Annotated in this window: 25 protein-coding genes and 1 other RNA gene; 10 read left to right on the top strand and 16 right to left on the bottom strand. The window is 59.6% G+C overall.

Annotated features, from left to right (window positions below; translation table 11 throughout):
- Window positions 1–110: 110 nt before the first annotated feature.
- From MRBLRC7O_RS17780 to MRBLRC7O_RS17805, 6 genes are all read right to left on the bottom strand, one after another.
- Window positions 111–935 carry a TIGR00282 family metallophosphoesterase gene (locus tag MRBLRC7O_RS17780; RefSeq protein WP_003506212.1) on the bottom strand — a complete coding sequence of 275 codons (825 nt, stop codon included), beginning with the start codon at window positions 933–935 and terminating at the stop codon, window positions 111–113.
- A gap of 72 nt (window positions 936–1,007) precedes the next feature.
- Window positions 1,008–1,625: a 5-formyltetrahydrofolate cyclo-ligase gene (locus tag MRBLRC7O_RS17785; RefSeq protein WP_020809623.1), complete on the bottom strand. Its 618-nt coding sequence runs from the start codon at window positions 1,623–1,625 to the stop codon at window positions 1,008–1,010.
- Window positions 1,625–2,887 (bottom strand): hemolysin family protein, encoded by a 1,263-nt coding sequence (locus tag MRBLRC7O_RS17790; protein ID WP_003506208.1) that lies wholly within the window; start codon window positions 2,885–2,887, stop codon window positions 1,625–1,627. Before MRBLRC7O_RS17790 ends, MRBLRC7O_RS17785 begins: the two co-directional genes overlap by 1 nt.
- 229 nt (window positions 2,888–3,116) lie before the next feature.
- Window positions 3,117–3,275: non-coding RNA, 6S RNA (gene ssrS / locus MRBLRC7O_RS17795), on the bottom strand.
- Between the two features lie 79 nt (window positions 3,276–3,354).
- The gene (locus MRBLRC7O_RS17800; RefSeq protein ID WP_003506206.1) at window positions 3,355–3,732 is read right to left on the bottom strand and encodes a cell division protein ZapA; all 378 of its coding nucleotides are present in this window, start codon (window positions 3,730–3,732) and stop codon (window positions 3,355–3,357) included.
- A 10-nt stretch (window positions 3,733–3,742) separates the two neighbouring features.
- Window positions 3,743–4,015, bottom strand: coding sequence for a DUF4164 domain-containing protein (locus MRBLRC7O_RS17805; RefSeq protein WP_003506205.1), 273 nt, complete (start codon window positions 4,013–4,015; stop codon window positions 3,743–3,745).
- A 325-nt stretch (window positions 4,016–4,340) separates the two neighbouring features.
- Between MRBLRC7O_RS17805 and tkt the strand changes: the two genes are divergently transcribed.
- On the top strand, window positions 4,341–6,323 hold the full coding sequence (gene tkt / locus MRBLRC7O_RS17810) for a transketolase (protein WP_003506203.1): 1,983 nt from the start codon (window positions 4,341–4,343) through the stop codon (window positions 6,321–6,323).
- Between the two features lie 63 nt (window positions 6,324–6,386).
- Window positions 6,387–7,397: a type I glyceraldehyde-3-phosphate dehydrogenase gene (gene gap / locus MRBLRC7O_RS17815; protein WP_003506200.1), complete on the top strand. Its 1,011-nt coding sequence runs from the start codon at window positions 6,387–6,389 to the stop codon at window positions 7,395–7,397.
- A gap of 184 nt (window positions 7,398–7,581) precedes the next feature.
- Here gap and MRBLRC7O_RS17820 read toward each other — a convergent pair whose 3' ends face one another.
- Entirely contained in the window at window positions 7,582–7,758 is a 177-nt protein-coding gene (locus MRBLRC7O_RS17820; RefSeq protein ID WP_020810341.1) for a hypothetical protein, read from the bottom strand.
- Between the two features lie 481 nt (window positions 7,759–8,239).
- Here MRBLRC7O_RS17820 and MRBLRC7O_RS17825 point away from each other — a divergent pair, with 481 nt between their 5' ends.
- From MRBLRC7O_RS17825 to MRBLRC7O_RS17835, 3 genes are all read left to right on the top strand, one after another.
- Window positions 8,240–10,105 carry a potassium/proton antiporter gene (locus MRBLRC7O_RS17825; RefSeq protein ID WP_080867451.1) on the top strand — a complete coding sequence of 622 codons (1,866 nt, stop codon included), beginning with the start codon at window positions 8,240–8,242 and terminating at the stop codon, window positions 10,103–10,105.
- Between the two features lie 67 nt (window positions 10,106–10,172).
- Window positions 10,173–11,375 (top strand): phosphoglycerate kinase, encoded by a 1,203-nt coding sequence (locus tag MRBLRC7O_RS17830; protein WP_003506193.1) that lies wholly within the window; start codon window positions 10,173–10,175, stop codon window positions 11,373–11,375.
- A gap of 191 nt (window positions 11,376–11,566) precedes the next feature.
- Window positions 11,567–12,592 (top strand): class I fructose-bisphosphate aldolase, encoded by a 1,026-nt coding sequence (locus MRBLRC7O_RS17835; RefSeq protein WP_003506191.1) that lies wholly within the window; start codon window positions 11,567–11,569, stop codon window positions 12,590–12,592.
- Between the two features lie 58 nt (window positions 12,593–12,650).
- Here the strand turns inward: MRBLRC7O_RS17835 and MRBLRC7O_RS17840 are convergent, their stop codons facing one another.
- Window positions 12,651–12,806 carry a hypothetical protein gene (locus tag MRBLRC7O_RS17840; protein ID WP_003506189.1) on the bottom strand — a complete coding sequence of 52 codons (156 nt, stop codon included), beginning with the start codon at window positions 12,804–12,806 and terminating at the stop codon, window positions 12,651–12,653.
- Between the two features lie 136 nt (window positions 12,807–12,942).
- On the opposite strand from MRBLRC7O_RS17840, the gene MRBLRC7O_RS17845 reads away from it, so the two are divergent.
- The 3 genes from MRBLRC7O_RS17845 (at window position 12,943) to rcdA (ending at window position 15,340) form a co-directional block, all read left to right on the top strand.
- Entirely contained in the window at window positions 12,943–14,232 is a 1,290-nt protein-coding gene (locus tag MRBLRC7O_RS17845) for an MFS transporter (protein ID WP_003506188.1), read from the top strand.
- Complete coding sequence (locus MRBLRC7O_RS17850) at window positions 14,229–14,420, top strand: DUF1192 domain-containing protein (RefSeq protein WP_003506186.1); 192 nt, start codon at window positions 14,229–14,231, stop codon at window positions 14,418–14,420. The genes MRBLRC7O_RS17845 and MRBLRC7O_RS17850 overlap by 4 nt, the downstream gene beginning before the upstream one ends.
- A 404-nt stretch (window positions 14,421–14,824) precedes the next feature.
- The gene (rcdA, locus tag MRBLRC7O_RS17855; protein ID WP_003506184.1) at window positions 14,825–15,340 is read left to right on the top strand and encodes a protease adaptor protein RcdA; all 516 of its coding nucleotides are present in this window, start codon (window positions 14,825–14,827) and stop codon (window positions 15,338–15,340) included.
- A 154-nt stretch (window positions 15,341–15,494) separates the two neighbouring features.
- Here the strand turns inward: rcdA and rpmE are convergent, their stop codons facing one another.
- Complete coding sequence (gene rpmE, locus MRBLRC7O_RS17860) at window positions 15,495–15,716, bottom strand: 50S ribosomal protein L31 (protein WP_003506183.1); 222 nt, start codon at window positions 15,714–15,716, stop codon at window positions 15,495–15,497.
- A 261-nt stretch (window positions 15,717–15,977) separates the two neighbouring features.
- On the opposite strand from rpmE, the gene MRBLRC7O_RS17865 reads away from it, so the two are divergent.
- The gene (locus tag MRBLRC7O_RS17865; RefSeq protein ID WP_080866992.1) at window positions 15,978–17,777 is read left to right on the top strand and encodes an ABC transporter transmembrane domain-containing protein; all 1,800 of its coding nucleotides are present in this window, start codon (window positions 15,978–15,980) and stop codon (window positions 17,775–17,777) included.
- Window positions 17,778–17,842: 65 nt separating this feature from the next.
- Here MRBLRC7O_RS17865 and MRBLRC7O_RS17870 read toward each other — a convergent pair whose 3' ends face one another.
- The 7 genes from MRBLRC7O_RS17870 to MRBLRC7O_RS17900 form a co-directional block, all read right to left on the bottom strand.
- The gene (locus MRBLRC7O_RS17870) at window positions 17,843–19,489 is read right to left on the bottom strand and encodes an FAD-binding dehydrogenase (RefSeq protein WP_080866993.1); all 1,647 of its coding nucleotides are present in this window, start codon (window positions 19,487–19,489) and stop codon (window positions 17,843–17,845) included.
- Between the two features lie 98 nt (window positions 19,490–19,587).
- Window positions 19,588–19,842: a hypothetical protein gene (locus MRBLRC7O_RS17875; protein ID WP_060723142.1), complete on the bottom strand. Its 255-nt coding sequence runs from the start codon at window positions 19,840–19,842 to the stop codon at window positions 19,588–19,590.
- A gap of 16 nt (window positions 19,843–19,858) precedes the next feature.
- On the bottom strand, window positions 19,859–20,890 hold the full coding sequence (locus MRBLRC7O_RS17880; RefSeq protein WP_003506175.1) for a peptidoglycan -binding protein: 1,032 nt from the start codon (window positions 20,888–20,890) through the stop codon (window positions 19,859–19,861).
- Window positions 20,891–20,892: 2 nt separating this feature from the next.
- The gene (locus tag MRBLRC7O_RS17885) at window positions 20,893–21,915 is read right to left on the bottom strand and encodes a hypothetical protein (protein WP_003506173.1); all 1,023 of its coding nucleotides are present in this window, start codon (window positions 21,913–21,915) and stop codon (window positions 20,893–20,895) included.
- 201 nt (window positions 21,916–22,116) lie between these two features.
- Window positions 22,117–22,917, bottom strand: coding sequence for an inositol monophosphatase family protein (locus tag MRBLRC7O_RS17890; protein WP_003506172.1), 801 nt, complete (start codon window positions 22,915–22,917; stop codon window positions 22,117–22,119).
- 164 nt (window positions 22,918–23,081) lie between these two features.
- Complete coding sequence (locus MRBLRC7O_RS17895; protein ID WP_162690781.1) at window positions 23,082–24,182, bottom strand: tetratricopeptide repeat protein; 1,101 nt, start codon at window positions 24,180–24,182, stop codon at window positions 23,082–23,084.
- A gap of 8 nt (window positions 24,183–24,190) precedes the next feature.
- Window positions 24,191–24,844 (bottom strand): thiamine phosphate synthase, encoded by a 654-nt coding sequence (locus MRBLRC7O_RS17900; RefSeq protein WP_003506168.1) that lies wholly within the window; start codon window positions 24,842–24,844, stop codon window positions 24,191–24,193.
- 104 nt (window positions 24,845–24,948) lie between these two features.
- Between MRBLRC7O_RS17900 and MRBLRC7O_RS17905 the strand changes: the two genes are divergently transcribed.
- On the top strand, window positions 24,949–25,713 hold the full coding sequence (locus MRBLRC7O_RS17905) for a sulfite exporter TauE/SafE family protein (protein ID WP_003506166.1): 765 nt from the start codon (window positions 24,949–24,951) through the stop codon (window positions 25,711–25,713).
- The last annotated feature ends 53 nt before the right edge of the window (window positions 25,714–25,766 follow it).

Raw genomic sequence — 25,766 nt, forward strand, 5'->3', positions numbered from 1 at the left:
CTCCCTGAACTTGCGAAGGTTGGGAGGATGGGGCAGGTTTTGCGGAGCGTCCAGTTACAAGAGTGCCGGAAGGCTCACACTCTCGTCATTGTGAACGCTTCAGGGAGAGATTACGCCCAGAAGGACGGCAGGGTTTCCGAGAGCCGGGGACCGATGCGCAGCGGCGCGATCTTTTCTGCAAGCCCGGTGCGGTCGGAGATTTCGACGCCGACGCCGCAGATCGTCGCCGGTCCGCTGGCAGCCTCAAAACGGCCCTTCGGCATCTTGGAAATGAAGCGGTTGATCGGCTCTTCCTTTTCCATTCCAAGCGAACTGTCATAATCGCCGCACATGCCGGCATCCGACATATAGGCCGTGCCGCCATTAAGGATCTGCGCATCCGCCGTCGGGACATGGGTGTGGGTGCCGACAACGAAGCTCGCGCGGCCATCCACAAAATGGCCGAAACACTGTTTTTCACTCGTCGCTTCCGCATGGAAATCGAAGATGATGGCGTCGGCCTGTTCCTTCAGCGGGCAGGCGGCAAGAATGTTTTCCGCAGACTTGAAGGGATCGTCCAGTTCCGGATGCATGAAGACCCGCCCCATGATGTTGGCGACCAATATGCGTGCGCCGTTGCGGGCATAAAAAAGGCCCGAGCCCTTGCCCGGCGTACCGTCAGGATAATTGGCGGGCCGCAGGAACTGGTCGTGGCGCTCGCAGAAGGAAACCGCTTCCTTCTGGTCCCAGACATGGTTGCCGGTCGTGACAACATCAGCGCCGGCATTGATGGTCTCGAGATAGATATCTTCGGTGATGCCGAAGCCGCCGGCGGCGTTTTCACCGTTGACGATCACAAAATCGAGCTTCAGATCGGAAATCAGCCCCGGCAATCGTTCCCAGACAGCAGTGCGTCCGGTCTTGCCAACCATATCTCCGAGAAAAAGAAGCCTCATTCACCCGCCCCGATCTTGCGCATGTTTCTATATTTCGTCCCCTCTAGCGGGTAATCCATCTTTTAAAAAGTGCTAAAGCGCCTTTTGCCCACTATCGGAGATCGACAACGGAGCGGAAAACCAGCGCAGGCCGCTTTCCGTCAGAATGGCGTGAAGCGACATATCATGCGGCTCCGCCGGTACGAATGGCACTTCCTGACAATCAAAGGCGACGCCGATGAGAACTGGCTGTTTGCCCATCGCGTGTAACCGCGCAATGGCGCGGTCATAATGGCCCGCGCCATAACCGACCCGCTGCCCGCGCCCATCGAAGACCGAGAGAGGCACGAGCAGAATATCCGGATCGACAACCTCCGCATCCTCGCCCGGGCCAGTCGTGCCGAAGCCGGTCTTCACCAGCGGCGTATCCGCCTCGAAGCGACGGAAGACGATGGTTTCACGATCCAGCACAACGGGAAGAACGAGACGCCCGCCCCTTGTCCGCAATGCTTCCATCAGCGGCCGTGTATCGGCCTCGGAGCGGATAGGCATGAAGCCGGAAATCACGGTGCCACGCGCAAAGGCAATGTCGGAGGCGCCATGGGCCGTTATAGACTGGCTCTTCTGCTGCCGCTCCGTCAGCGTCAGCGCATCGCGCGCGGCGAGCCTTTCGCCGCGCAGCCTCGCTTTTTCGGCAACATCGCCGGGCATCAGGCAGCCCGGCTCACGAGAACCTTGTCGATGCGGTGGCCGTCGAGGTCGATGACTTCAAAACGCCAGCCGTTGCGGGTCACATGTTCGCCCAGTTCCGGCAGGCGACGGAACTCGTCCAGAACCAGACCGGCAACGGTTTCGAACTCGGCATCCTCGTCGATCTTGAAGCCCATGCGATAAGCGAACTCATCGGCGGGCATCCAGCCGGCGACGAGGAACGAACCGTCCTCGCGCTCGACTATGGCCGGCTCCTCGTCATTATCTTCCTGGAAGGCGCCGGTGATGGCCTCCAGAACGTCGCCAGAGCTGACGATACCTTCGAAATGGCCATATTCGTCGTAGACCAGTACCATGTGTACGGTGGAGCGACGCAGCGACTGGATGACATCCACCGCGCTCGTCAGATCCGACACGACAGGAACTTCGCGCAGAAGCTCACGAATGTTGAGCTCCTTGCCGGAGGCCAGCGCATCGAAGGCATCCTTGGCGAAAAGCACGCCGAGAATTTCATCCGAAGCGCCGTTGCGTACCGGAAGGCGCGAACGCTGCGTCTGGCGAAGCTGCTCTCGGATTTCCTCGGCGCTGTCTTCGATATCGACCACTTCGACATCACGACGCGGTGTCATCAGGCCACGCGCATTGCGGTCGGCAAGGCGCATGACGCTGGTGATCATCGCCGATTCCTCGGTCTCGATCACACCGGCGCTATGGGCTTCGGCCAGAACCGTGCGGATTTCATCATCGGTGACCGATGCGTTGGACTCGCCGCTGTGACCGAGAAGGGCAAGAACCGTCTTGCCCGACTTGTCGAGCAGCCATACCAGCGGCGCGCCGACCTTGGACAGCAGCATCATGGTGGGTGCGACGCGGGCAGCGACCTTTTCGGGATCGCGCAGCGCAATCTGCTTGGGCACAAGTTCGCCGACGATCAGCGACAGATAGGTAATGGCGACGACCACCGAGCCGACGCCAAGCGCATCGGCGGCACGGTCGGGAACACCCTGTTCCAGAAGCCACGCCGTAAAGCGGGCACCGAGCGTGGCACCGGAAAAAGCGCCGGAAAGGACGCCGACCAGCGTGATGCCGATCTGCACTGTGGAAAGAAAGCGTCCGGGATTTTCGGAAAGGCCGAGCGCCATGGTGGCGCCCTTGCTGCCTTGCGCGGCAAGCACCTTGAGCCTCGCCGGTCTGGAGGAGACAACGGCAAGCTCGGACATGGCAAGCACACCGTTCAATACGGTGAGCAGGACCACGATCATAATTTCAGTAAACAAGTTTAGCTCTTTGGGCTGTTGAACGGCACGTCGCGGTTTTGGCCGCAGCGCCCTTTTTTAAAGGGCATGACAGACATACCAATCCGAATAATAGGGAATTGTTCCGCCATTGCAATGACGGCAATATAAAAAAGCCGCGTCCGGCAGTTATGAAAAATCACTGTCGAATATATCAAGGATATGGTGAAGCATCGGGGTTGATCCGAAACTTCAAGCGCGATCCACGGCGACCGATGGAGATTTACGATCCTGGGTGCCTACAAAAGTAGGTGGGCGCCGTGTGTCCAGTCCCACGGGACTGGCCAGGGACAGCTCCCTTTGGATCGAGTATGGCCCCAGGGATTGTGGTTCCTGTCGGGAAGCGCAGAACGCATCCAAGATATAGGACGGATCGGGGGAAACCACCAGAGGGCACCGAGCGAAATTTTGCCGCCTCAGAACTCTTTGCGCAGTCAATGCGCCGCGGGCTTCGGCCGCGCCAGCAGTTTTTCGGTAATGCCGTTCAACCGGTCGGCCAGATCGCCGATGGCGAGCGCCACCACTTCATCCGATTTCGCCCTGTGCTCGGCCATGCCGTCACGGTTGCGGGAAAGGGATGCGACCTCTCCTTCCAGCTTTTCGATCTTGCGGTTGAGTTCGGAAAGCTCGTCCATCACCATGATGCCGGCCATGACGGTCAGGCGAAGGTCGCCTATTTCACCGAACTGGCTCTTGAGGTGCCCGACATACCGGTCGAACCTGGTTGCGAGATCAGTCAGATGGTCTTCCTGCCCTGCCTCGCACGCCATGCGATAGGCCTTGCCGTCGATCATAACTGTGACTTGCGCCATGAACCCGCTCCTATCGATCCAGCACCGCGCGGATCGTCTCCATGGCCGTTACCAGCCGGCGGGAAACCTCGCGGTTGACTTCTTCAAGACGATTGGCGCGAAATTCGGCCTGATCCAGCTCATGTGCGAGCCTTGCGCGGTCGACATGGACCCGCTTGACCTCATTATCGATCTCGCCCGTCTCCCTTTGCCGTTCGATACGCATATCGATGGCATTTTCGAGATTTGTGATGGCAGCATTCAGCTCCGTCAGCGCAGATTGTACGGTCTTCTCAGCCGACATCGTTTTTTCCAACTCGCACGCCACCGGGCGAATCGTCCGGTTTCAGGCCTTTTCAACAATCACGAGGTTATTACCCGATTTACCATCCCGTCAATCAAACCAGTGCATTGAGGCGTTTTGCTCTGTGGATGAACGAAGAGGCGGCGGCACATATCGCACGGATTTTGTCAGGATGACCGATTTTCTAAACGATTTTTTCTCCCTGAGGGAACCGCAAACGCCCGTGGATTTATTGACTTGCCTGCCTCACCTGCTATGGATCAACCCGCTTTTTGGATAGTTGCGTAAAACTATCTCCTTTCACCCGGAAACAGACGGAAAAGCCATGATTTCTCGCGACAAACACAACCGGATGGCAAACGCGATCCGCTTTCTTGCCATGGATGCAGTGGAGAAGGCCAATTCAGGCCACCCCGGTCTGCCGATGGGCGCCGCTGATGTCGCCACCGTTCTTTTCACCCGTTACCTGAAATTCGATCCCAAGGCGCCGCTCTGGGCTGACCGCGACCGCTTCGTGCTGTCGGCAGGCCATGGTTCGATGCTGCTTTACTCGCTGCTCTATCTGACGGGCTACGAGGACATGACGATCGACGAGATCAAGCGTTTCCGTCAGTTCGGCTCCAAGACCGCCGGCCATCCCGAATATGGCCATGCGACCGGCATCGAAACGACCACCGGCCCGCTCGGCCAGGGCATCGCCAACGCCGTCGGCATGGCTATTGCCGAACGCAAGCTGGAAGAGGAATTCGGCTCCGACCTGCAGAGCCACTTCACCTATGTGCTGTGCGGCGACGGCTGCCTCATGGAAGGCATCAGCCACGAAGCCATCGCGCTTGCCGGCCACCTGAAGCTCAACAAGCTCGTTCTGTTCTGGGATGACAACAACATCACCATCGACGGTGAAGTTGGCCTCTCCGACAGCACCGACCAGATCGCCCGCTTCCAGGCCGTTCACTGGAACACCATCCGCGTCGATGGCCATGATCCGGATGCGATTGCTGCCGCCATCGAGGCCGCGCAGAAATCCGACCGCCCGACCTTCATCGCCTGCAAGACCGTCATCGGTTTCGGCGCGCCCAACAAGCAGGGCACCCACAAGGTACACGGCAACCCGCTCGGCGCCGAAGAAATCGCCGCTGCGCGCAAGAGCCTCAACTGGGAAGCCGAAGCTTTCGTCATTCCGGAAGATGTGCTCGATGCATGGCGTCTCGCCGGCCTGCGCTCCACCAAGACCCGTCAGGACTGGGAAGCCCGTCTCGAGGCCGCTGAAGCCGGCAAAAAGGCCGAGTTCAAGCGCCGCTTCGCCGGCGATCTGCCCGGCAATTTCGACAGTTCGATCGATGCCTTCAAGAAGAAGATCATCGAGAACAACCCGACTGTCGCCACCCGCAAGGCTTCTGAAGACTCGCTTGAAGTCATCAACGGCATCCTGCCGGAAATGGTCGGCGGCTCGGCTGACCTGACGCCGTCCAACAACACCAAGACCAGCCAGATGAAGTCCATCACCCCGACGGATTTCTCCGGCCGTTATCTGCATTACGGCATCCGCGAGCACGGCATGGCGGCCGCGATGAACGGCATCGCGCTCCATGGCGGTCTCATCCCCTATGCCGGCGGCTTCCTGATCTTCTCGGACTATTGCCGTCCGTCGATCCGCCTTGCCGCGCTCATGGGCATCCGCGTCGTCCACGTTCTGACGCATGATTCCATCGGCGTCGGCGAAGACGGCCCGACCCACCAGCCGGTGGAGCAGATTGCAGCGCTGCGCGCCATTCCGAACCTCCTCGTTTTCCGCCCGGCGGATGAAACCGAGACGGCGGAATGCTGGCAGCTGGCGCTTGAGCAGAAGCATCGTCCGTCTGCCCTGGCACTCACCCGCCAGAACCTCGCACCCTCGCGCAAGGAATATGAAGAGAAGAACCTTTCCGCTTACGGCGCTTACGAACTCGTATCCGCCAGCGACGCCAAGGTTTCGATCTTCGCATCCGGTTCGGAAGTCGAAGTGGCGCTCAAGGCCGCTGCAACGCTGAAGGACAACGGCGTTTCCGTCCGCGTCGTTTCCGTTCCCTGCTTCGAGCTCTTCAAGGAACAGCCGGAAACCTATCGTAACGCCATCATCGGCAAGGCTCCGGTCAAGATCGCGGTCGAAGCCGCCATTCGTCAGGGCTGGGACTATTTCATCGGTAACGATGGCGCTTTCGTCGGCATGCATTCCTTCGGAGCATCTGCCCCGGCGAAGGATCTCTTCAAGCACTTCGGCATCACGGCGGAAGCCGTCGTCGCCGCAGTCGAGGCAAAACTTGCGTGAGGGCTTCCCAAGCCCTCACATTTCCGCAAAGACCAAGCACATATCTTGTTCGGGAGACTGTAAATGACTGTAAAAGTTGCCATTAACGGCTTCGGCCGCATCGGCCGCAACGTCCTGCGCGCCATCGTCGAATCCGGCCGTACCGATATCGAAGTTGTTGCCATCAACGACCTCGGCCCGGTTGAAACCAACGCCCATCTGCTTCGCTACGATTCGATCCACGGCAAGTTCCCTGCCGACGTAAAGGTCGAAGGCGACACGATCATCGTTGGCGGCGGCAAGCCGATCAAGGTGACGGCCGTTCGCGATCCGGCGACGCTGCCGCACAAGGAACTCGGCGTCGATATCGCGCTCGAATGCACCGGCATCTTCACCGCCCGCGACAAGGCCGCAGCACACCTGACGGCAGGCGCCAAGCGCGTTATCGTTTCCGCTCCGGCTGACGGCGCTGACCTCACCGTCGTCTTCGGCGTCAACGACGACCAGCTGACGAAGGACCATCTGGTCATTTCCAACGCATCCTGCACCACCAATTGCCTCGTGCCGGTCGTTAAGGTTCTCGATGACGTCGTTGGCATCGATCATGGCTTCATGACGACGATCCACTCCTACACCGGCGACCAGCCGACGCTGGACACCATGCACAAGGATCTGTACCGCGCCCGCGCCGCAGCCCTGTCCATGATCCCGACCTCGACGGGCGCAGCCAAGGCCGTTGGCCTCGTTCTGCCGCACCTCAAGGGCAAGCTGGACGGCACGTCGATCCGCGTTCCGACCCCCAACGTTTCGGTCGTCGACTTCAAGTTCATCGCCAAGCGCGACACGACGGTTGAGGAAATCAACGAAGCGATCAAGTCCGCCGCCAATGGCAAGCTGAAGGGCATCCTCGGCTACACCGAAGAGCCGCTGGTGTCCCGCGACTTCAACCATGACAGCCATTCCTCGATCTTCGCGATCGACCAGACGAAAGTCATGGAAGGCAAGTTCGTGCGCGTTCTGTCCTGGTACGACAACGAGTGGGGCTTCTCCAACCGCATGTCGGACACGGCCGTCGCATTCGCGAAGACCATCTAAGCGGAACTCAGTTCGATCAAAAAGCCGGCAGGAGCAATCCTGCCGGCTTTTTATTTGTAACAATGCCGACGGGAACGAGGAAACCCGTCGGCATCGATCCGGAAGCAAGGCGGGGCGCTTCGGATCGAAACCATCGTTGGGGGACAAGAGGAACCAACCCGCTGCCAGCCTGCCGGCGCAACCGTCACCTTCTGTTGTTGATGATGATTGGGTCCCGCGAGCCGGCATTGCTCCAGATCGTATCGAAAGTCTGCTGCCTCAACTCGCTTTGCTGCATGGAAAGCTTCATCATGCAGTCGGCAGCATCCCGCGAGCCTTCGGGGTAACCAAAGGAGCGGCAGCGCTCGCGTTGCGCGGCCATGTTTTCAGCCGTCTGTTCCGTGCTCGAGCAGCCCGAAACAATCGAGCCCGCCGCCAATACTATAAAAAGTCCAGTAATATTTATCCGCTTCATCCGATCGCTCCGGTAATGTTGAAAAGCAATTCGGACGAGAGAACTAACGCAGCTGCATTGTCTCTATGTTACGTTGAGACGCCGGAAGATGAATTGTTTCTGCGGGGGTATCTGCCGCTCTCCTTGCCATCCATTTTTTCGCCCGCGAGCCGAAAAAATTCCCATTTCCTGCCTTTGTCTGGTCCACTTTGAGACGGACAAGAGACACAGGGATAACGGTCGTGCGCAATGCACTTCGGCCCTGCCGTATCATTCGATACACCCGCCTTGCGTCGCCTTTCAACGCCACCCGAAACAGCGCTGACAGACCGCAACCCGTGGCGCATTGACTGCAGACGCGCAGAGCATTCATTGCGGCGGTCAACGCGGTTTGAATGAGGCGGTGGACGTGGAATCATTTTATCTTCTGTTGCTGGTCGCAACTGTTCTGGTTCTCGTCGCGGCGTTTTCGAGCCTCATCGCCTTCCGCTTCGGCGCACCTCTCCTGTTACTCTTCCTGATGATCGGCCTTGCGGCGGGTGTGGATGGCCTCGGCATTGAATTCACCAACAATCCACTGGCCTATATGCTCGGTTCGCTCGTGCTTGCCGTCATTCTTTTCGATTCCGGTTTCGGTACGTCGATACAATCCTTCCGGCTTTCGGCAGCCCCGGCTGTCGCTCTCGCCACGGTCGGCGTCATTCTCACATCCGTCTTTTTCGCGGGCGCGGCCGCCCTGCTGCTCGGGCTTTCCTGGCTGGAGGGCCTGCTGCTTGGCGCCATCGTCGCCTCCACGGATGCGGCCGCCGTTTTCTTCCTGCTGCGCATCGGCGGCATTCATATCCGCGATCAGGTGCGCTCCACGCTGGAAGTCGAATCCGGCACCAACGATCCCATGGCGATCTTCCTCACCATCGCCCTGGTCGAAATCATCGCCAAAGGTCAGGGGCTTGCCGGCATCGACAGCGGCTTTCTGCTGCTTTTCATCGAGCAGATGGGCCTTGGCGTGATTTTCGGCCTGCTCGGCGGGATCATGATCGCCACCGTCGTCAATCGGTTCGCCGCCGACCGCGGGCTCGCGCCGATCTTCGTGCTGGCGCTGGCGCTGCTCGTCTTTTCCTTCACCGGCACCATTGGCGGCAGCGGTTTTCTGGCGGTCTATGTGGCGGGCATCGTCGCCGGCAACCGCCGGATTTTCGCCAAGGAAACCATACGCCGTTTCCATGAGGGGCTGACCTGGCTTGCCCAGATCATCATGTTCCTGATGCTCGGCCTTCTCGCCACACCGTCGCAATTTCCGGCGATCGCCATCCCCGCCGTCCTGCTTGCGCTGTTCCTGATTTTCGTCGCCCGCCCGCTCGCGGTGTGGCTGAGCCTTATGCCCTTCAACTATACCCAGCAGGAAACATCCTTCGTGGCGTGGGTGGGCCTGCGTGGCGCGGTCTCCATCCTGCTGGCCATCATGCCCATTCTCGGCGGGCTTGATAATGCGCAAATCTATTTCAACGCCGCCTTCATCATCGTTCTGGTCTCGCTGCTTGTGCAGGGCTGGACCATCAAGCCTGTGGCAACAAGGCTCGGGCTGATCGTGCCGCCGCGCATGGGCGAGGTGGACAAGCTCGAGGTGGACCTTCCCGGCACCGCCAATCATGAACTGATTTCCTACCGGGTCGCCAAGGGCAGCGCCATCATGCAGGGTGAACGTATTCCCCGCTGGGCCATGCCCTCGCTGGTGGTGCGCGACGGCAAGTCGATCCGCTACCAATATGCCGGGCGGCTGCGTGAAAACGATCTCGTCTATCTCTTCATCGCACCCGGCTATTCCCGCCTGATCGACCGGCTGTTCGCCAGCGCCCTGCCGGTTGCTGATGACGACGCCGATTTCTTCGGCACCTTCGCGATCTCACCCGCCCGCCCGGCGAAGGAGCTGGACGCGGCCTATGGCCCCGGCCTGCTTTCGCCCGCCGAGCAGGCGATGAGCGTCGCGGAACTGATAGAGGCGCGCCTTGCCGGAAAGGCCGATTATGCCGACCGTGTGCGCCTCGGCTCCATCGTCCTGATCGTCCGCACACTGGACGAGCATGAGGAAATCACCGGCGTCGGAATCTCGCTCGAACCGGTGGAGCCGGCCACCAGCCTGCCGATCTTCATCAGCTTTTCGGAAATCCTCAACCGTGTGCGCGATTATCTGGCGCAGAAGCGTCAGCCGCGCGCCGCCGGCGTTGAAGAAAGTGCCCCCGCCCCGGCCAATACAGTGAGAGAAAATGAGGCCTGACCGGCTTGCGTCGTCAATCAGGCATAGTATGGTCCGTGCCGAACTCGCAACAAATCAGGATCGACCTATGCCCGCTTTCAAGACCCTCAACGACCTCAACGACATTGCCGGAAAGCGCGTTCTCGTCCGCGTTGATCTCAACGTGCCGGTCGCGGATGGCAAGGTGACGGACGCAACCCGTATCGAACGTGTTGCGCCGACCATTCTGGAATTGTCCTCAAAGGGCGCGAAAGTCATCCTGCTCGCACATTTCGGCCGCCCGAAGGGCGAACCGGTCGCCGACATGTCGCTTTCCCAGATCGTGCCCGCCGTCGAGGAAGTGCTGGATCACGCCGTTTCCTTCGCGACCGACTGCGTCGGTGCGCCTGCGGCGGATGCCGTCGCGAAACTGAACGACGGCGATATCCTGCTTCTGGAAAACACCCGCTTCCACAAGGGCGAAGAAAAGAACGATCCCGCCTTCGTCGAGGCTCTGGCGGCCAACGGCGATATCTATGTGAACGACGCTTTCTCCGCCGCCCACCGCGCCCACGCCTCCACCGAAGGTCTTGCGCGCCACCTGCCCGCCTATGCCGGCCGCACCATGCAGGCCGAGCTTGAGGCGCTGGAAAAGGGCCTCGGCCAGCCGGTCCGTCCGGTGGTCGCCATCGTCGGAGGCGCCAAGGTTTCGAGCAAGATCGATCTCTTGATGAACCTCGTCAAGAAAGTCGATGCCCTCGTCATCGGCGGCGGCATGGCCAACACCTTCCTTGCCGCACGCGGCGCACAAGTCGGCAAATCGCTCTGCGAACACGATCTTGCCGAGACCGCAAAGCAGATCATGATCGAGGCCGCGACATCCGGCTGTGCGATTGTTCTGCCGGAAGACGGCGTGGTCGCCCGCGAATTCAAGGCCGGTGCGGCCAATGAAACCGTCGATATCAACGCCATTCCCGCCGACGCGATGGTTCTCGACGTCGGCCCGAAATCGGTTGAAAGCATCAAGGCCTGGATTTCCCGCGCGGAAACGCTGGTCTGGAACGGCCCGCTCGGCGCTTTCGAAATCGAACCCTTCGACGCGGCGACTGTGGCTGCTGCAAAACACGCAGCGGAATGCACGAAGGCCGGCAAGCTCGTCTCCGTCGCCGGCGGCGGTGACACCGTGGCCGCACTCAACCATGCCGGCGTTTCGGACGATTTCACCTATATCTCGACGGCAGGCGGCGCCTTCCTCGAATGGATGGAAGGCAAGGAATTGCCGGGCGTTGCCATCCTGACCGCCGCCAAGTAAACTTACCCCACTTGCCTGACACAAGGCCGGACAAGCCATGCTTGTCCGGCCTTGTCTTTTGGTAAGCGGCACCTTGAGGAAAAGTTTCAAACGATTGAAATGATTTCAATCGTTTCAATGAGTTAGCGTGCCATTTCCCTGCCCTGGAACTTCTGTTATCGGAAATTTATTGTGCCTTGGGAGAATAGCAAATGACCGAACGTCTCGAAGACATCGCCATCAAAATGGTTGCCGACGGCAAGGGCCTGCTCGCAGCCGACGAATCCACAGGAACGATCAAGAAGCGTTTCGACAGCATCAATCTGGAGTCCACCGAGACCGCCCGCCGCGACTACCGCGAAATGCTGTTCCGCTCCGACGACGCTATGAAGAAATACATCTCCGGCGTCATCCTTTATGAAGAGACCCTGTTCCAGAAGGCCGCCGATGGCACGCCTTTCGTTGATATCATCAAGGCGGCCGGCAGCCTGCCCGGCATCAAGGTGGATATCGGCGCCAAGCCGATGGCTTTCCACCCGCACGAATTCATCACCGAAGGCCTCGACGGTCTTTACGAGCGCCTGCGCAAATATCATGACGCCGGTGCCCGCTTCGCCAAGTGGCGCGGCGTCATCACCATCGGTGAACAGCGTCCGAGCTGGGGTTCTATCAAGGCAAACTCCCAGTCGCTCGCCCGTTACGCCGCTCTCTGCCAGCAGGCGGATATCGTGCCGATCGTGGAACCCGAAGTGCTGATGGACGGCGAACCGGGCACGCATGACATCGACCGCTGTGCGGAAGTCACGCAATGGGTTCTCCAGACCGTTTTCGCGGATCTGTTCGACGCCCGCGTGAACCTCGAAGGCATGATCCTCAAACCGAACATGATCATCGACGGCAAGAATGCCCGCAAGGCTTCGGTCGAGGAAGTGGCGGAAAAGACCGTGAAGGTTCTGAAGGCGACCGTGCCGTCAGCCGTTCCGGGCATTGCCTTCCTTTCCGGCGGCCAGTCTTCCGAAGAGGCAACCGCGCATCTCTCCGCCATGAATGCCGGCTACGACCTGCCCTGGTCACTGACCTATTCCTACGGCCGCGCGCTTCAGGATACGGCCCTCAAGACCTGGGGCGGCAAGCAGGAAAATGTCGCCGCCGGCCAGCGCGCCTTCACGCACCGCGCCGCGATGAACAGCCTCGCCGCCAAGGGTAACTGGAAGCAGGAACTCGAAAAGGCAGCCTGAGGCCCTCACCGGCAGGCATTTAGTCAAACAAAAGCCGCCCTCTGGGGCGGCTTTTTCGTTACGGACGCAGAAGCAGCGTCGCCGACCAGATGACAAAGGCGGCAACCGCGATCTTCCAGCAATCGCCTCTTTTCTTCAGGCCCGGCAGACCTAGCGGCCGGATGATCTGGATCGCCATGGCCAGCAGTAAAAAAAGGCCGATCGCCTTCGTCATTTATTGAGCCTTTTCTTTATTTCTGCATCGTCACAGGCTGGACATTTTTACCGTTCACCAGAAGAGTGCAACTCATTCGGGTAACGCCCGTCTATGGCCTGTCCGACCGTCCGTCCGAACGCATGAGAGTGTTTTCATGAGCAGAAATCTTCTACCCGTATTCGCTCTTTTATCCAGCACTCTGTTTCTTTTTCTCGGCAACGGCCTTCAGGGTCTCATCCTGCCCGTCCGTGGTTCAGCGGAAGGTTACTCCAATGAAATTCTGGGCTTTCTGGGCACCTCCTGGGCGGCCGGCTTCGTCATCGGCTGCTTTGTCGCGCCTGCCATCGTGCGCCGTGCGGGGCATGTGCGGGCATTCGGCTCCTTCGTGGCGCTGGTGTGCCTGACGGTGCTGATGACCGGCCTTATCATCGATGACACATCGTGGATCGCGCTGCGCGCGCTTACCGGCTTCTGCACGGCCGGCACCTCGATGATCATTGAGAGCTGGCTGAACGAGCGCGCCACCAATGAAAGCCGTGGCATGATCTTCTCGCTCTATATCGCCATCACGCTGCTCGGGGTCGTGGCAGGGCAGATGATCGTGCCGATGGGCGATATCAGCAATACGTCTCTGTTCATGATCTGCGGCATCATCTATTGCATCGCCATTCTGCCGGCCACGCTTTCGAAAGCGGCCAGTCCGCAGCCGTTACAGAAGGTGAAGCTGGATCTGCCGGCCCTTTACCGCAACTCGCCGGTCTCCTTCGTCGGCATCCTGATGATCGGCATTGCCAACGGCGCTTACGGCACGCTCGGCGCCGTCTTCGGCGCGCGCGCAGGTCTGGACCCGACCATGATCGCCATCATGGTTTCGGTCACGATTTTCGTCGGTGCGCTGGCGCAATTTCCGGCGGGAAGGCTTTCAGACCGGATAGACCGCCGTTACGTGCTGGCGGGACTTGCCGGGGTTGGCGCGGTCGCGGGCCTCGCTGTCGCGGTGGTACAACCGCATGACGTCTATGTGCTGATTTTCATGATCGCCATTTACGGCGCCGCCGCCAACGCGCTTTATCCCATCGCTGTGGCGCATGCCAACGACTTCGCCGCCTCGGAAGACTTCGTCAAGGTCTCGGGTGGCCTGCTTCTGCTTTACGGCATCGGCACCATCATCGGCCCGACGCTCGGCGGCGCGATCATGACCCATTTCGGCCCCTATGCGCTGTTTCTGGTGACGGCTGTGGCGCATCTGCTCATCACCGCCTATGCCATCATCAGAAGCCGCCAGCGCGCAGCACTTTCGACCGAGGAAAAAGACAATTTCTCGACCATGATGCCGACGACGCCCTCAACGCTCGTCACGCCGGAAAGTATTGCGCTTGACCCGCGCGCGCAGCAATATCCCGGGGACGATGGCGACTATGTGGAAAAAGGAGCAGGCATATGAGTCTCTTTGACGATGACCGTCCGCAAAAACCGGCAGCGCACGAGATCGGCGGCGATCTCAGCCTTCTTTCGGTGGACGAACTGAGCAGCCGTATCGATCTTCTGCAAGCCGAAATCACCCGGCTGGAAGAGGAGAGGACACGGAAATCCGCCGGCAGGCAGGCGGCGGAGAATCTCTTCCGGTCCTGACGCGCAGTTGAGAATAGACATGGGACTGCACTTCCAATGCCTAGAGCTGCGGCTCAGGCGGTATCTGGAAATGAATATTCCGGGGCAGTCTTTCGTTTACCATTAACCAAAAATTAAGCTTTCTGAGAGATTACTATACATGTCCAGTTCTTCTGGACCTCAGGCATCTTCTCCATACGGCGAATTGGTCTGATTTTTCTCCCTGTTTTACCTTGAGAGCCGCTTTCGCGGCTCTTTTTTTGCCGCTTGCCGGATTCCGTAAAACTGTGGGTATTAACCCTTCTTTAATAATTGCCTTGCGCATTTCAGGTAAAGATACCATCCTGAAAACACTAAAGGCCGGAACAAAATATCCGGGTCGTCGTTGCCTGACAGTGTGGTGCGTGAGCAGGGATTTAAAGAAAATGTCGGAACAGGTTTTAAATACCATAAGCTTTGCGGGTCGCGCGGCTGCTTCCAACCAGTTCAAGACCCTCTATACCGAAGGCATGACCTTGGTTGAGGAAACGGCAAGTTATCTCGACGGTGCCGGCCGCGCCGCCTCCAAGGTGCTGCCGCGCATGGCCTCGGTACTTTATGCGGCGGAATCGATGCGCCTCACCACCCGCCTGATGCAGATGGCCTCCTGGCTGCTTCTGCAGCGCGCCGTCAACAATGGCGAAATGACGCGCGATCAGGTTCTGAGCGAAAAGAACAAGGTGCGGCTCGACAGCTTTAACGTCGACCGCAACGCGCCCGGCTGGAACGACCTGCCCGAATCCTTCCGCGACCTCATCGAGCGCTCGCTGCGTCTCCAGAACCGCATCGCCCTGCTCGACCGCGAAATCTATCGCCCGTCCGAAGCCGCCAAGGTGCCGGACAATGAAAACAGCGTGCAGGCGCAGCTCAATCTTCTGCGCACGGCTTTCTCGATCAACTGAGAAAAGACGACCTTATCCGGACAATTTGAAAAGCAGGCTGAAAAGCCTGCTTTTTTGTTTTGGTCGTTACACCCATATGTACGGCCGCGAAAAGCAGACAACAAAAAAGCCCGGAAAAACCGGGCTTTTTTTAAACAATCCGTCCGCAAGTGGATCAGAGGCCGAGGCCGCCGAAACGCTTGTTGAACTTGGAAACGCGACCACCGCGGTCCATAAGCTGCTGGTTGCCGCCCGTCCATGCCGGATGGGACTTGGGGTCGATTTCAAGGTTCATGACTGCGCCTTCCGAACCCCAGGTAGAGCGGGTTTCGTATTCGGTGCCATCGGTCATGACGACCTTGATCGTGTGATAAGCGGGATGGATATCAGCCTTCATGACAATCTTCCTGGTTAAGTGACGTGCGGTCCATTTGCCGCAATTGCGTCAACTGAGCCATTTCAATAAATGAAGCCATAGACCAGATGGGCTATGGCTTCCCAATTCGATGCGGAGCCTATACATGAAGGTCGCCCAGATAACAAGAGCCTGCTATCCCCTTGTGAAAGGAGATGGCCGCAGGGGCTGGAATTTTACCGCACGCCGGAAATTCACCCGCAAAAGGTCCAAAAACGGCATTGAACAAGGAGCATAGAGGACGTGGCAGATATTGACGAGCAGAAAGCTGCGAAACAGAGAAGCCTGAAGCCGCTTCTTGGCCTCTTCCCCTATCTGAGCCGTTATCGCGGCCTGATGGCGGCAGCTCTTTTCGCGCTTGTGCTTTCCTCCGCCACGACATTGGCCCTGCCGCTTGCCGTTCGCCGCATCATCGACCACGGTTTCCAGACGCCGGATGGCGGCATGATCAACAGCTATTTCGCGATGCTTCTGGCGATTGCCGTTGTCCTCGCGCTCGCCAGCGCCATGCGTTATTATTACGTCATGACCATTGGTGAAAGGGTCGTTGCCGATCTGCGCCGCGATGTCTTCGCCCATCTCACCACCCTGTCGCAGCAGTTTTTCGATAGCAATCGATCCGGCGAACTGACCTCGCGACTGACCGCCGATACGGTGCAGATCCGCTCGGCATTCGGGTCGTCCGCCTCCGTGGCTTTGCGCAACATCATCATGTGCTGTGGTGCCGTGGCGATGATGATCTATACCAGCCCCGGTCTTTCGGGCCTTGCGCTGCTTGCCATTCCCTTCATCGTTTTTCCGTTGATCGCCTTCGGGCGCTCGGTTCGCGCCCGCTCCCGCACCACGCAGGATACATTGGCCAATTCCGCCGCCTATGCTTCCGAGACGATCGCTGCGAGCCGCACCGTGCAGTCCTTTAACGCCGAGGTGCTGGCAAATGCCCGTTATGGCGCTTCCGTGGAAGCCGCCTATCAGGGCGCTCGGGCAGCGATCGGCGCACGCTCCATTCTCACCGCCGTCGCCATCGCGCTGGTCTTCGGCAGCGTCGTCGGCATTCTCTGGTATGGCGCGCAAAGCGTCCTGTCGGGCAGCATGACGGCAGGCACGCTCGGTCAATTCGTGCTTTATTCGGTCATCGCCGCAAGTGGTCTCGGCCAACTCTCGGAAGTCTGGGGGGAACTGGCGCAGGCGGGTGGTGCAGCCGAACGGCTTTCCGAACTGCTGAACGAGCGCTCGCCCGTCGCAGAACCCGCAACCCCTGTCGCCATGCCGCAGCCGCCGCGCGGCGAAGCCGAATTCGAAAATGTCGATTTTGTCTACCCGCTCGCGACAGGGCGGCCGATCGTCTCCGGCCTCTCCTTCAAGGTCAGCGCCGGCGAAACCGTCGCAATCGTCGGGCCTTCAGGTGCGGGCAAGAGCACGGTCTTTTCGCTGCTGATGCGCTTTTACGATCCGCAACAGGGCCGCATCACCGTCGATGGCACGGATATCCGCGACGTCACCCTCGCCGATCTGCGCGCGCGCCTGTCCATCGTTCCGCAGGATGTGGCGATATTCGCCTCCTCCATCCACGACAATATCGCCTTTGGCCGACCTGACGCGACACGCGAGGAGGTGCGCGCCGCCGCCATCGCCGCACAGGCCGACAGCTTCATCGAACGTCTCACCGATGGATACGATACCCAGGTGGGTGAACGCGGCGTGACGCTTTCCGGCGGCCAGCGCCAGCGCATCGCCATTGCCCGCGCCATCCTGCGCAATGCGCCGATCCTGCTGCTCGACGAAGCGACTTCGGCACTCGATGCGGAAAGCGAAACGCTGGTTCAAAAGGCGCTTGATGAGCTGATGAAAACCCGCACCACCATCGTCATCGCTCACCGTCTTGCCACCGTGCTGAAGGCCGACCGTATTCTGGTGATGGATGAAGGCCGCATCATTGAAGAAGGCACGCATCAGAGCCTCATCCGCCAGAACGGCCTTTATGCGCGGCTTGCCCGGCTGCAATTCCAGACCGGACCGGACGAATTGCGCGCCCAGGCTTAGTTCACGCGATCGGAGCGGAATTTCAGGCAAAACCGCTGGTGTTTCACCATTCCGCTCTCAACGGCTCACGCCAGCACGCTGCGTCCGGCAATGCGGCCCGAAAACAGGCAGCCGCCAAGGAATGTGCCCTCCAGCGCGTTGTAGCCATGCATGCCACCGCCACCGAAACCCGCCACTTCGCCGGCGGCATAAAGCCCCGGCACCGGCTCACCGGCAGCATCCAGCACCCGGGCTTCAAGATCGGTATGAAGGCCGCCAAGCGTCTTGCGCGTCAGCACATGCAGCCGCACGGCAATCAACGGTCCCATCGACGGGTCGAGCAGCCGGTGCGGTTTTGCCGTCCGCATCAGCCGGTCGCCAAGATAACGACGTGCGCCATGGATGGCCGTTACCTGGGCATCCTTGCTGAAACCATTTTCGATTTCGCGGTCGCGCGCTTCGATCTGCCGGCGGATATGGTCTATATGCAGCCGGTTATCGCCACTGATGGCATTCATCGCCGCCACGAGTTCTTCCAGCGTATCTCGAACCGCGAAATCTTCGCCGCGCTCCATGAAAGCACGCACTGGTCCCGGCGGCTCCTTGCCCAACCTTTTGAGCAGCAGCGGTATATCCTTGCCGGTCAGATCAGGATTCTGCTCCGAGCCTGAAAGCGCAAATTCCTTCTTGATGATCACCTTGGTCAGAATGAACCAGCTATGGCCGCTGCCGCGTTCGCCCAGCATTTTAAGCGTGCCGAGCGTATCGAAACCCGGCATGGCGGGGGCGGCGAGGCGGTTTCCATCCGCATCGCACCAGAAGGACGAGGGACCGGGCAGGATGCGGATACCGTGACCCGGCCAGATCGGATCATGGTTTTTCACGCCCTCGGTATAATGCCACATGCGGTCACGATTGATGACGGCCCCACCGGCCGTTTCCGTAATGGCGACCATGCGGCCGTCCACATGCGCGGGGACACCGCAGACCATGCCGGCAGGAGGCTCGCCCAGACGTTCCACCGGCCAATTGCGCCGCACCAAGTCCTGATTGCCGCCGATGCCGCCGGAACTGACGATGACCGCCGCAGCGGAGAAGGTAAAATCGCCCTGCTCTTCCCGGCTGCTCTCCTGCCCGCGCTGCACGGGGTCGGCTGCAAGAACAGCGCCTGAAATACCGGTCACCCGGCCGTCGGTGATATCCAGACGATCAACCCGGTGGCGAAAACGGAAGGTCAGCCGGCCGGTTGCCGCCATGGCCTTCGCCTTTTTAACGAAGGGTGCGAGTACGCCCGGACCCGTGCCCCACGTGACATGGAAACGCGGAACGGAATTGCCATGACCATGAGCGAGGCTGCCGCCGCGCTCGGCCCAGCCGACCACGGGAAACCAGCGCATGCCCATACGGTGCAGCCATTCGCGTTTTTCACCGGCGGCAAAATCGAGATAGGCCTCCGCCCAACGGCGCGGCCAATAATCCTCCGGACGGTCGAAACCGGCTGAGCCGAACCAGTCCTGCCTTGCAAGATCGAGACTGTCGCGCACCCGCATCCGGCGCTGTTCGGGACTGTCGACGAAAAACAGACCGCCCAGCGACCAGAAGGCCTGGCCGCCAAGGTTCTGCTCGCCCTCCTGATCCACGATACAGACGCTGAAACCTCGCTCAGCAGCCTCGGTTGCCGCCACCAGCCCGGCAAGCCCCGCGCCGACAACGATCACATCATAGCGCTCCATCAGCCCCTCCCAGATATGACGGAATTACTTTTACGCGAACGTAAATTCAGAACTTATCGCAGGGGCCCCGAATGTGGGAGATAAAAATCTTGAGCGAGCTAGATTTTTTTTAGCGACCAGAGCTTTGTTTCTTTATTTTGCTCTACCACGCCCTCTGCCTCCATAATCGACAACAAAGTCCGTGAAATATGGCCTTCGTGCTCAACATGGCCCGTGTAGATTCCAAGCGCCCGACCGATTTCAGAATTCTTCATTCCGACGCTCTTAGCGTCCTTCAGTAGGAGATAAATGGCCGACTTCAACTGTGACATTGCCAGTTGAGCAACGGCGTAAGGCTCGTGTGGAAACGTCATGCATTCTCCATAAATGCTAGCGCTCGGTGAGCTTGAGTTCGATACGGCGATTCTGCTGCCGTGCTTCCGGGGTATCGCCTTCGGCAATCGGCTGATATTCGCCGAAACCAGCGGCGACCAGCCGGTTTGCCGGGACGCCCTTGGAAATCAGGAATTTCACCACAGAGGTGGCACGGGCCGAGGATAGTTCCCAATTGTCCCGGTAACGTCCGGAACCGGAAAGCTGGACATTATCCGTGTGGCCATCCACGCGCAGGACCCAGTTGATTTCCGCCGGAATTTCCTTGGCGAGATCGAGCAGCGCGACCGCCAGCTTCTCCATCTCCGTCTGTCCTTCCGGATTGAGTTCATTGCCGCCGGAAGGGAAGAGCACTTCGGACTGGAAGACGAACCGGTCACCGACGATGCGGATATTTTCGCGGTCCGACAGGATTTCGCGCAGCCGTCCGAAGAAATCAGACCGATAGCGGTTCAGTTCCTGCACCCGCTGCGCCAGCGCGACATTGAGGCGACGGCCGAGATCGGCGATCTTGACCTGAGACGAGGTATCCTTGGCTTCCGAAGCCTGCAGGGCGGCTTCCACCGAAGCGATCTGCGCTCTCAGCGCCGCAATCTGCTGATTCAGCAATTCGATCTGCGCGGAGGCGCGGGAATTGGCCTGCCGCTGGTCGTCCAGCTCGCCGGTCAGGCTACCAATCCGGGCATTGGCGTTCGCATTGTTGCCCGATCCCGCATCGAGAAGCGCCTGCAGTCGGGAACGCTCGTTTTCTGAAGCTGCGAGCGTCGATTGCAGGCTTGCGAGCGCGTCCTCAATATCCTGCTTGTTGCCTTTTTCCATGGCCAGAAGTTCGGTCAGTTCGGCAATCTGGCTGTTGAGGCGCGTCAGCACTTCGTCCTTGCCGGTAATTTCGCGCGACAGTACGAATTGCGCCAGCACGAAGACCGTCAGCAAAAACATGATGGCCATCAGCAGCGTCGAAAGCGCATCGACGAAACCCGGCCAATAATCCACACCCCTGTCGCGGCGGCGGTTGCGCGCAAGCGCCATGGCTACTCGCTCCCGTTATCGTGCCGGGTGCGTCCGGATGATTTCGTGTCGCTATCGATCCGCGCCGACAGCCGGTCGAGCGTGCGGCGGAGTGATTTCGATTCCTCCTGCTGCGCCTCGATCCAGTCACGCAGCATCTGCTGTTCGCTGCGCATGTTCTTGACCAGACCCTGAATGCCCTCGGCAAGGCTGGTCATGGCCGCAAGCGAACGCTCGGTGCTGACCATGGCGCCCGGCTCAACGGCCTTGAACTCCCTCGGCCCTTCCGCCGAGGTGTCAGTTACCGATGACAGCCAGTTTTCGAGTTGGGTGTAAAAACGGTTCTGCGCGCGACCGGCCTGAAGATCGAGAAAACCGAGGATCAGCGAACCTGAAAGACCGAGCAGCGACGAGGAGAAGGCCGTTCCCATGCCCGCCAGCGGCGCGGTGAGACCGGCCTTGAGCGAGCTCAGAATATCGTTGCTGTCACCGGCGCTCGGATCGAGCGACTGGATGACATTGCTGATGGCGCCGATGGTGCCGATCAGGCCCCAGAAGGTGCCGAGCAGACCGAGAAACACCAGCAGGCCGACGAGATAACGCGAGGTATCACGCGATTCGTCGAGTCGTGTTGCGATGGAATCGAGGATGGTCCGCTGCGTGACCGTGGAAAGCCGGACTTCGCCGCGCTTGCCGATCAGCGTGCTCATCGGCGCAAGCAGTTTTGGCGCACGGCCGACCTTTTCGACGCTGCCGGCAGCACGAAAGGCATTGAACCAGCGGACTTCCGAGCGCAGGCTCATCGTCTGCGTAAACACCAGAATGATGCCGATGGCCAACACGCCGAGAATGAAGCCGTTGAGCCCCGGATTGGTCATGAAGGCGGTGTGCGCCTGCCGATAGAGAATGGCCGCCAGAAAGCCGACGAGGATCAGAAACAGAACCATCGTCCAGAGAAACGGTGTGGGGCTGGACAGCTTGTGGCTGTATTGCCGTGTGGTCACCGGTTTCTCGACGCCAAGATCGAGCAGCTCCGAATCCGCCATAACGTTCGCATTCCCTCTGGTCAGGTATCCAGCGGAAGCTATTTGAAAATTGCGACGATTTGAAGCGAAAAGCCGGTCTTTCGTCACAGGCGTTTTAGGAAAATGTGTGAGCACCCAGCAATGGAAAACAAAAACACCCGGCGAACATTCGCCGGGCGTCTAAAACTTGTAGAAAACGACAGGTTTTCCGCCGAAAACCGATCAGCGGCCCGGGATGGGACGGTTGGCGACCTCAACGAGCGCCTTGTGGATATATTCGTTTCCGGCAGCAACGGTGCCGCTGCCGAAGATATCCGTGCCGCCCTTGATGTCGGATGCGAAGCCGCCGGCTTCACGAATCAGCACCAGACCGGCCGCCATATCCCATGGCGAAAGATCGGCTTCCCAGTAACCGTCGAGACGGCCCGCGGCGACATAAGCCAGATCGAGCGAAGCCGCGCCCATGCGACGGATGCCGGCAGCCTCACCCATGACATGGCGAAGCTCGACCAGGAACTTGCCGTGATTGCCGCGACCGAGATGCGGCACGCCGCAGCCGATGACGCAATCGGTCAGCGCCTTGCGCGCGGCAACACGGATGCGGCGATCGTTGAGGAACGCGCCGCCGCCACGCTCGGCGGTGTAGAGTTCGTCGGTGGCCGGATTGAAGATCACGCCGGCAACGACTTCACCGTTACGCTCCAGTGCAATGGAAACCGCAAAATGCGGAATGCCGTGCAGGAAGTTGGTGGTGCCATCAAGCGGATCCACAATCCAGCGATGCGCGCCATCGCTACCCTTTTCCTCGCCGCCTTCTTCACCCAGGAAGTCATAGGTCGGGCGGGCTTTCATCAATTCATCGCGCACGATCTTTTCGGCTTTCAGATCCGCCTGCGAGACGAAATCGCTCGGCCCCTTGACCGAAACCTGAAGATTCTGCACTTCACCGAAGTCACGCGACAAAGACTTACCCGCCTTGATGGCGGCCTGAACCATGACATTGAGAAGGGCTGAACGGGCCATCGAATTTGTTTCCTGGAAAGCTTGCGAACCGCCCGGAAGTTCACCGGACAGGCACGTCATTATTTTCTTGAATTGAAAGTTTGCGGTTCAAGACCACAAAACGCGCGGAAATTCAAGGCAAAAAGCCCATGGGGCTGCGCCGGCGTGGTTAGGCCCGTCTGCCATCACGTCGGGCGGAAACGATTTGCGGCCTCAATCGCCTTCTTCTGCTGCTCGTCGGTGATCCCGAGATAAAAGTCCTCGAGGGAGGGATCCTTGAGCCCCGCGCGACGGGAAAGCACATACCATTTGGCCGCTTCGACCGCATCGGGCCGGGTGCCAAGCGCCTGAATATAAAGATGCGCCACCTTGTTCTGCGCCACGACATTACCACGCTGTGCCGCACCGTATAGCCAGCGGAAGCCCTCATCCAGATTGCGCTCGCCGCCGAAACCATTCACCAGCCAGATGCCAAGATCGACCTGCGCGGTGTCGTAACCCGCCTTTGCGGCCCGCATCAGCCAGTCCCGCGCCTTGGCCTTCTTTTCGGCCGGCACGTCCTTCACCGACCAGTAAATCTGCGACACCGCATATTGCGCATCTGCAATGCCCTGGTCGGCGGACTTTTCGTAGAAAGGCAATGCCATCAGCAGGCCCTTGGCGCCGGGATTTTCCGAAACCAGTATCTGGCCCCAGTTGAACTGGGCAGAGGCATTACCGGCTTCCGCGGCGCGGCGCATGAAATCGTCAGCTTTCGCCTTGTCGCGGGTGACGAATTTGCCTTCCATCAGGATCAGGGCGAATTTGAACATGGCAACGGGATCGCCACCCTCTGCAGCCTGCTGATACCAGAAAGCAGCGGTTTTCTCGTCACGGGCAATGCCCAGACCACGCGACATCATTTCCGCCACCAGCGTCTGGGCGGATGCGTCACCGTTCTGCGCACGGTTCAGCGCCTTGTCGAGCGCCTGCACATATTCACCGCGCTGGAAATGCCCATAGGCTTCGTCCACCCTGCCCTTGAATTCCTTTTCAGGCGGCAGGGCGGGCAGCTCCGCACCCATGCGCTGATAGACATTGACGCCTGCGGACGGCTGCAAGTCCTTCTGCTCTTCGGATTGCACCCTGCCCTGACGGGTCGGCTGAGCCTCATTTTCCAGCTGGCGGGAAAGCGCATTGCTTTCGCTCTGCGGCCCGGATTGAGCAAAAGCGACACCCGCCGGCGCGCCGAAAGCAAGCGTCAGCAGCGAAACGGAAAAGCAGAGGTGAACCGAGCGCATGATCATCGCCTGTATCAACCGCCAAACCGTGGCGCTTTTTCGTCAAGCAGGGCGTTGATTTCAGAAACCGCCTGGGCAGCGCCACCGGCATTGTCAAAGACGCCGCTGCGCATCGCCACGAACTCCACGCCGGTTTCAGCTACGGCAACAACCGAAGACACATCCGTGCCACCCATGACGATGGCCGGAATTTCGATCATCGACGCCCACCACTCACCGAGAGCCAGGTTTTTGGGGTGCGCCTCAGGCTTGATGTCGCCTTCCAGCTTTCCGAAAAACACATAATCCGGATTGGACTCGCCCTGCTCCAGAGCCTTGTGACGGTCATCCGCATTACCGCCGCCGACGATCAGCTTCGGCGTGAACTTTTCCACGGCCTCGGCAAGCGCCTCGGCATTGCCAGCCACATGAAGGCCATCCGCCTTCACGCGACCGGCAACGCGGCTGTCTCCGGCAATGAGCGCCGCCGCACCGGCCTTTTGCACGACAGGCACGATCAATTCGGCGCGTTTCTGGAAAGCGGCGTCATCCAGACCATATTGCGGAATGATGACGGAAGCGACATCGCCGCCCCGCAATGCTTCTTCCACTTCTGTTGCCTGCTTTTGCGCGTCGTCCGATTCCGGAACGATCAGGACAAGGCGGCAACGATCTTCAACTAGGGTCATCGGTTCGTCCATTTCAGACAGAAGACGCTTGCCGCGCAATCTGCACTCGTTTTCATATGACAAATCCGATAAACCGGACCGGCGAAAGGATCAACTGTCCATCCATGCTGACCGATTTTCATTTTTATCTCGTCGCCATCCCCGCAGTCGTGCTCGTCGGCCTTTCCAAGGGCGGGCTGGGCGGCGCACTGGCCCTAATGGGCGTGCCGCTGATGGCGCTTGCCGTATCGCCTGTGCAGGCCGCCGCGATCTTTCTGCCGATCCTGATCGTGATGGATCTCGTGGCGCTTTGGGCCTGGCGGCACCACAACCACCGGGAAACGCTCCTCATCATGCTGCCCGGCGCAATCGCCGGCATCACGCTCGGCTGGGCGACCTCAAGCCTCATCTCCGCGGATGCCATGCGCCTCGTCGTCGCCTCGGTGACGATCCTGTTCGTGCTGCGTTATTTTCAGGAGAGTTTCAAAAGCCGTAAGGGACAGGAAATTCCGGCCAAACCGCAAAGACCGGCTGCTGCCACGCTCTGGTCCAGCCTTTCCGGTTATGCGAGCTTCGTTGCCCATGCGGGTGGACCGCCCTTTCAGATCTATGTTCTGCCGCTGAAGCTCGATCCAAAGACCTATACCGGCATGAGCGTGCGCTTCTTCGCCATCATGAATGCGATCAAGCTCATTCCCTATTTCGCGCTCGGCGCGCTTGATGCCACCAACCTCAAAACCTCGGCCAGCTTACTGCCGGTGGCGATGCTGGCGACGCTTGCCGGTGCAAGGGTGGTGAAATATCTGAAACCATCCGTGTTTTACCCGCTGATGTATTCCATGGCGCTGATTGCCGCGCTGAAACTGCTTTGGGACGGGTTGCCTTTCTAGGCTCAGGCAGCCACTAAAAGGCCCTGGCAGCACGCAGGTGCCGTCAGGGCCGA

This window comes from Agrobacterium radiobacter (assembly GCF_040801995.1).
Lineage (GTDB): Bacteria > Pseudomonadota > Alphaproteobacteria > Rhizobiales > Rhizobiaceae > Agrobacterium > Agrobacterium radiobacter.

What these genes read in the sequence shown, in the direction of transcription:
- MRBLRC7O_RS17780 (WP_003506212.1), bottom strand. Translation starts at nt 935, where the DNA reads ATGAGGCTTCTTTTTCTCGGAGATATGGTTGGCAAGACCGGACGCACT.
- MRBLRC7O_RS17785 (WP_020809623.1), bottom strand. Translation starts at nt 1,625, where the DNA reads ATGCCCGGCGATGTTGCCGAAAAAGCGAGGCTGCGCGGCGAAAGGCTC.
- MRBLRC7O_RS17790 (WP_003506208.1), bottom strand. Translation starts at nt 2,887, where the DNA reads ATGATCGTGGTCCTGCTCACCGTATTGAACGGTGTGCTTGCCATGTCC.
- MRBLRC7O_RS17800 (WP_003506206.1), bottom strand. Translation starts at nt 3,732, where the DNA reads ATGGCGCAAGTCACAGTTATGATCGACGGCAAGGCCTATCGCATGGCG.
- MRBLRC7O_RS17805 (WP_003506205.1), bottom strand. Translation starts at nt 4,015, where the DNA reads ATGTCGGCTGAGAAGACCGTACAATCTGCGCTGACGGAGCTGAATGCT.
- tkt (WP_003506203.1), top strand. Translation starts at nt 4,341, where the DNA reads ATGATTTCTCGCGACAAACACAACCGGATGGCAAACGCGATCCGCTTT.
- gap (WP_003506200.1), top strand. Translation starts at nt 6,387, where the DNA reads ATGACTGTAAAAGTTGCCATTAACGGCTTCGGCCGCATCGGCCGCAAC.
- MRBLRC7O_RS17820 (WP_020810341.1), bottom strand. Translation starts at nt 7,758, where the DNA reads ATGGCCGCGCAACGCGAGCGCTGCCGCTCCTTTGGTTACCCCGAAGGC.
- MRBLRC7O_RS17830 (WP_003506193.1), top strand. Translation starts at nt 10,173, where the DNA reads ATGCCCGCTTTCAAGACCCTCAACGACCTCAACGACATTGCCGGAAAG.
- MRBLRC7O_RS17835 (WP_003506191.1), top strand. Translation starts at nt 11,567, where the DNA reads ATGACCGAACGTCTCGAAGACATCGCCATCAAAATGGTTGCCGACGGC.
- MRBLRC7O_RS17840 (WP_003506189.1), bottom strand. Translation starts at nt 12,806, where the DNA reads ATGACGAAGGCGATCGGCCTTTTTTTACTGCTGGCCATGGCGATCCAG.
- MRBLRC7O_RS17845 (WP_003506188.1), top strand. Translation starts at nt 12,943, where the DNA reads ATGAGCAGAAATCTTCTACCCGTATTCGCTCTTTTATCCAGCACTCTG.
- MRBLRC7O_RS17850 (WP_003506186.1), top strand. Translation starts at nt 14,229, where the DNA reads ATGAGTCTCTTTGACGATGACCGTCCGCAAAAACCGGCAGCGCACGAG.
- rcdA (WP_003506184.1), top strand. Translation starts at nt 14,825, where the DNA reads ATGTCGGAACAGGTTTTAAATACCATAAGCTTTGCGGGTCGCGCGGCT.
- rpmE (WP_003506183.1), bottom strand. Translation starts at nt 15,716, where the DNA reads ATGAAGGCTGATATCCATCCCGCTTATCACACGATCAAGGTCGTCATG.
- MRBLRC7O_RS17870 (WP_080866993.1), bottom strand. Translation starts at nt 19,489, where the DNA reads ATGGAGCGCTATGATGTGATCGTTGTCGGCGCGGGGCTTGCCGGGCTG.
- MRBLRC7O_RS17875 (WP_060723142.1), bottom strand. Translation starts at nt 19,842, where the DNA reads ATGACGTTTCCACACGAGCCTTACGCCGTTGCTCAACTGGCAATGTCA.
- MRBLRC7O_RS17880 (WP_003506175.1), bottom strand. Translation starts at nt 20,890, where the DNA reads ATGGCGCTTGCGCGCAACCGCCGCCGCGACAGGGGTGTGGATTATTGG.
- MRBLRC7O_RS17885 (WP_003506173.1), bottom strand. Translation starts at nt 21,915, where the DNA reads ATGGCGGATTCGGAGCTGCTCGATCTTGGCGTCGAGAAACCGGTGACC.
- MRBLRC7O_RS17890 (WP_003506172.1), bottom strand. Translation starts at nt 22,917, where the DNA reads ATGGCCCGTTCAGCCCTTCTCAATGTCATGGTTCAGGCCGCCATCAAG.
- MRBLRC7O_RS17895 (WP_162690781.1), bottom strand. Translation starts at nt 24,182, where the DNA reads ATGATCATGCGCTCGGTTCACCTCTGCTTTTCCGTTTCGCTGCTGACG.
- MRBLRC7O_RS17900 (WP_003506168.1), bottom strand. Translation starts at nt 24,844, where the DNA reads ATGACCCTAGTTGAAGATCGTTGCCGCCTTGTCCTGATCGTTCCGGAA.
- MRBLRC7O_RS17905 (WP_003506166.1), top strand. Translation starts at nt 24,949, where the DNA reads ATGCTGACCGATTTTCATTTTTATCTCGTCGCCATCCCCGCAGTCGTG.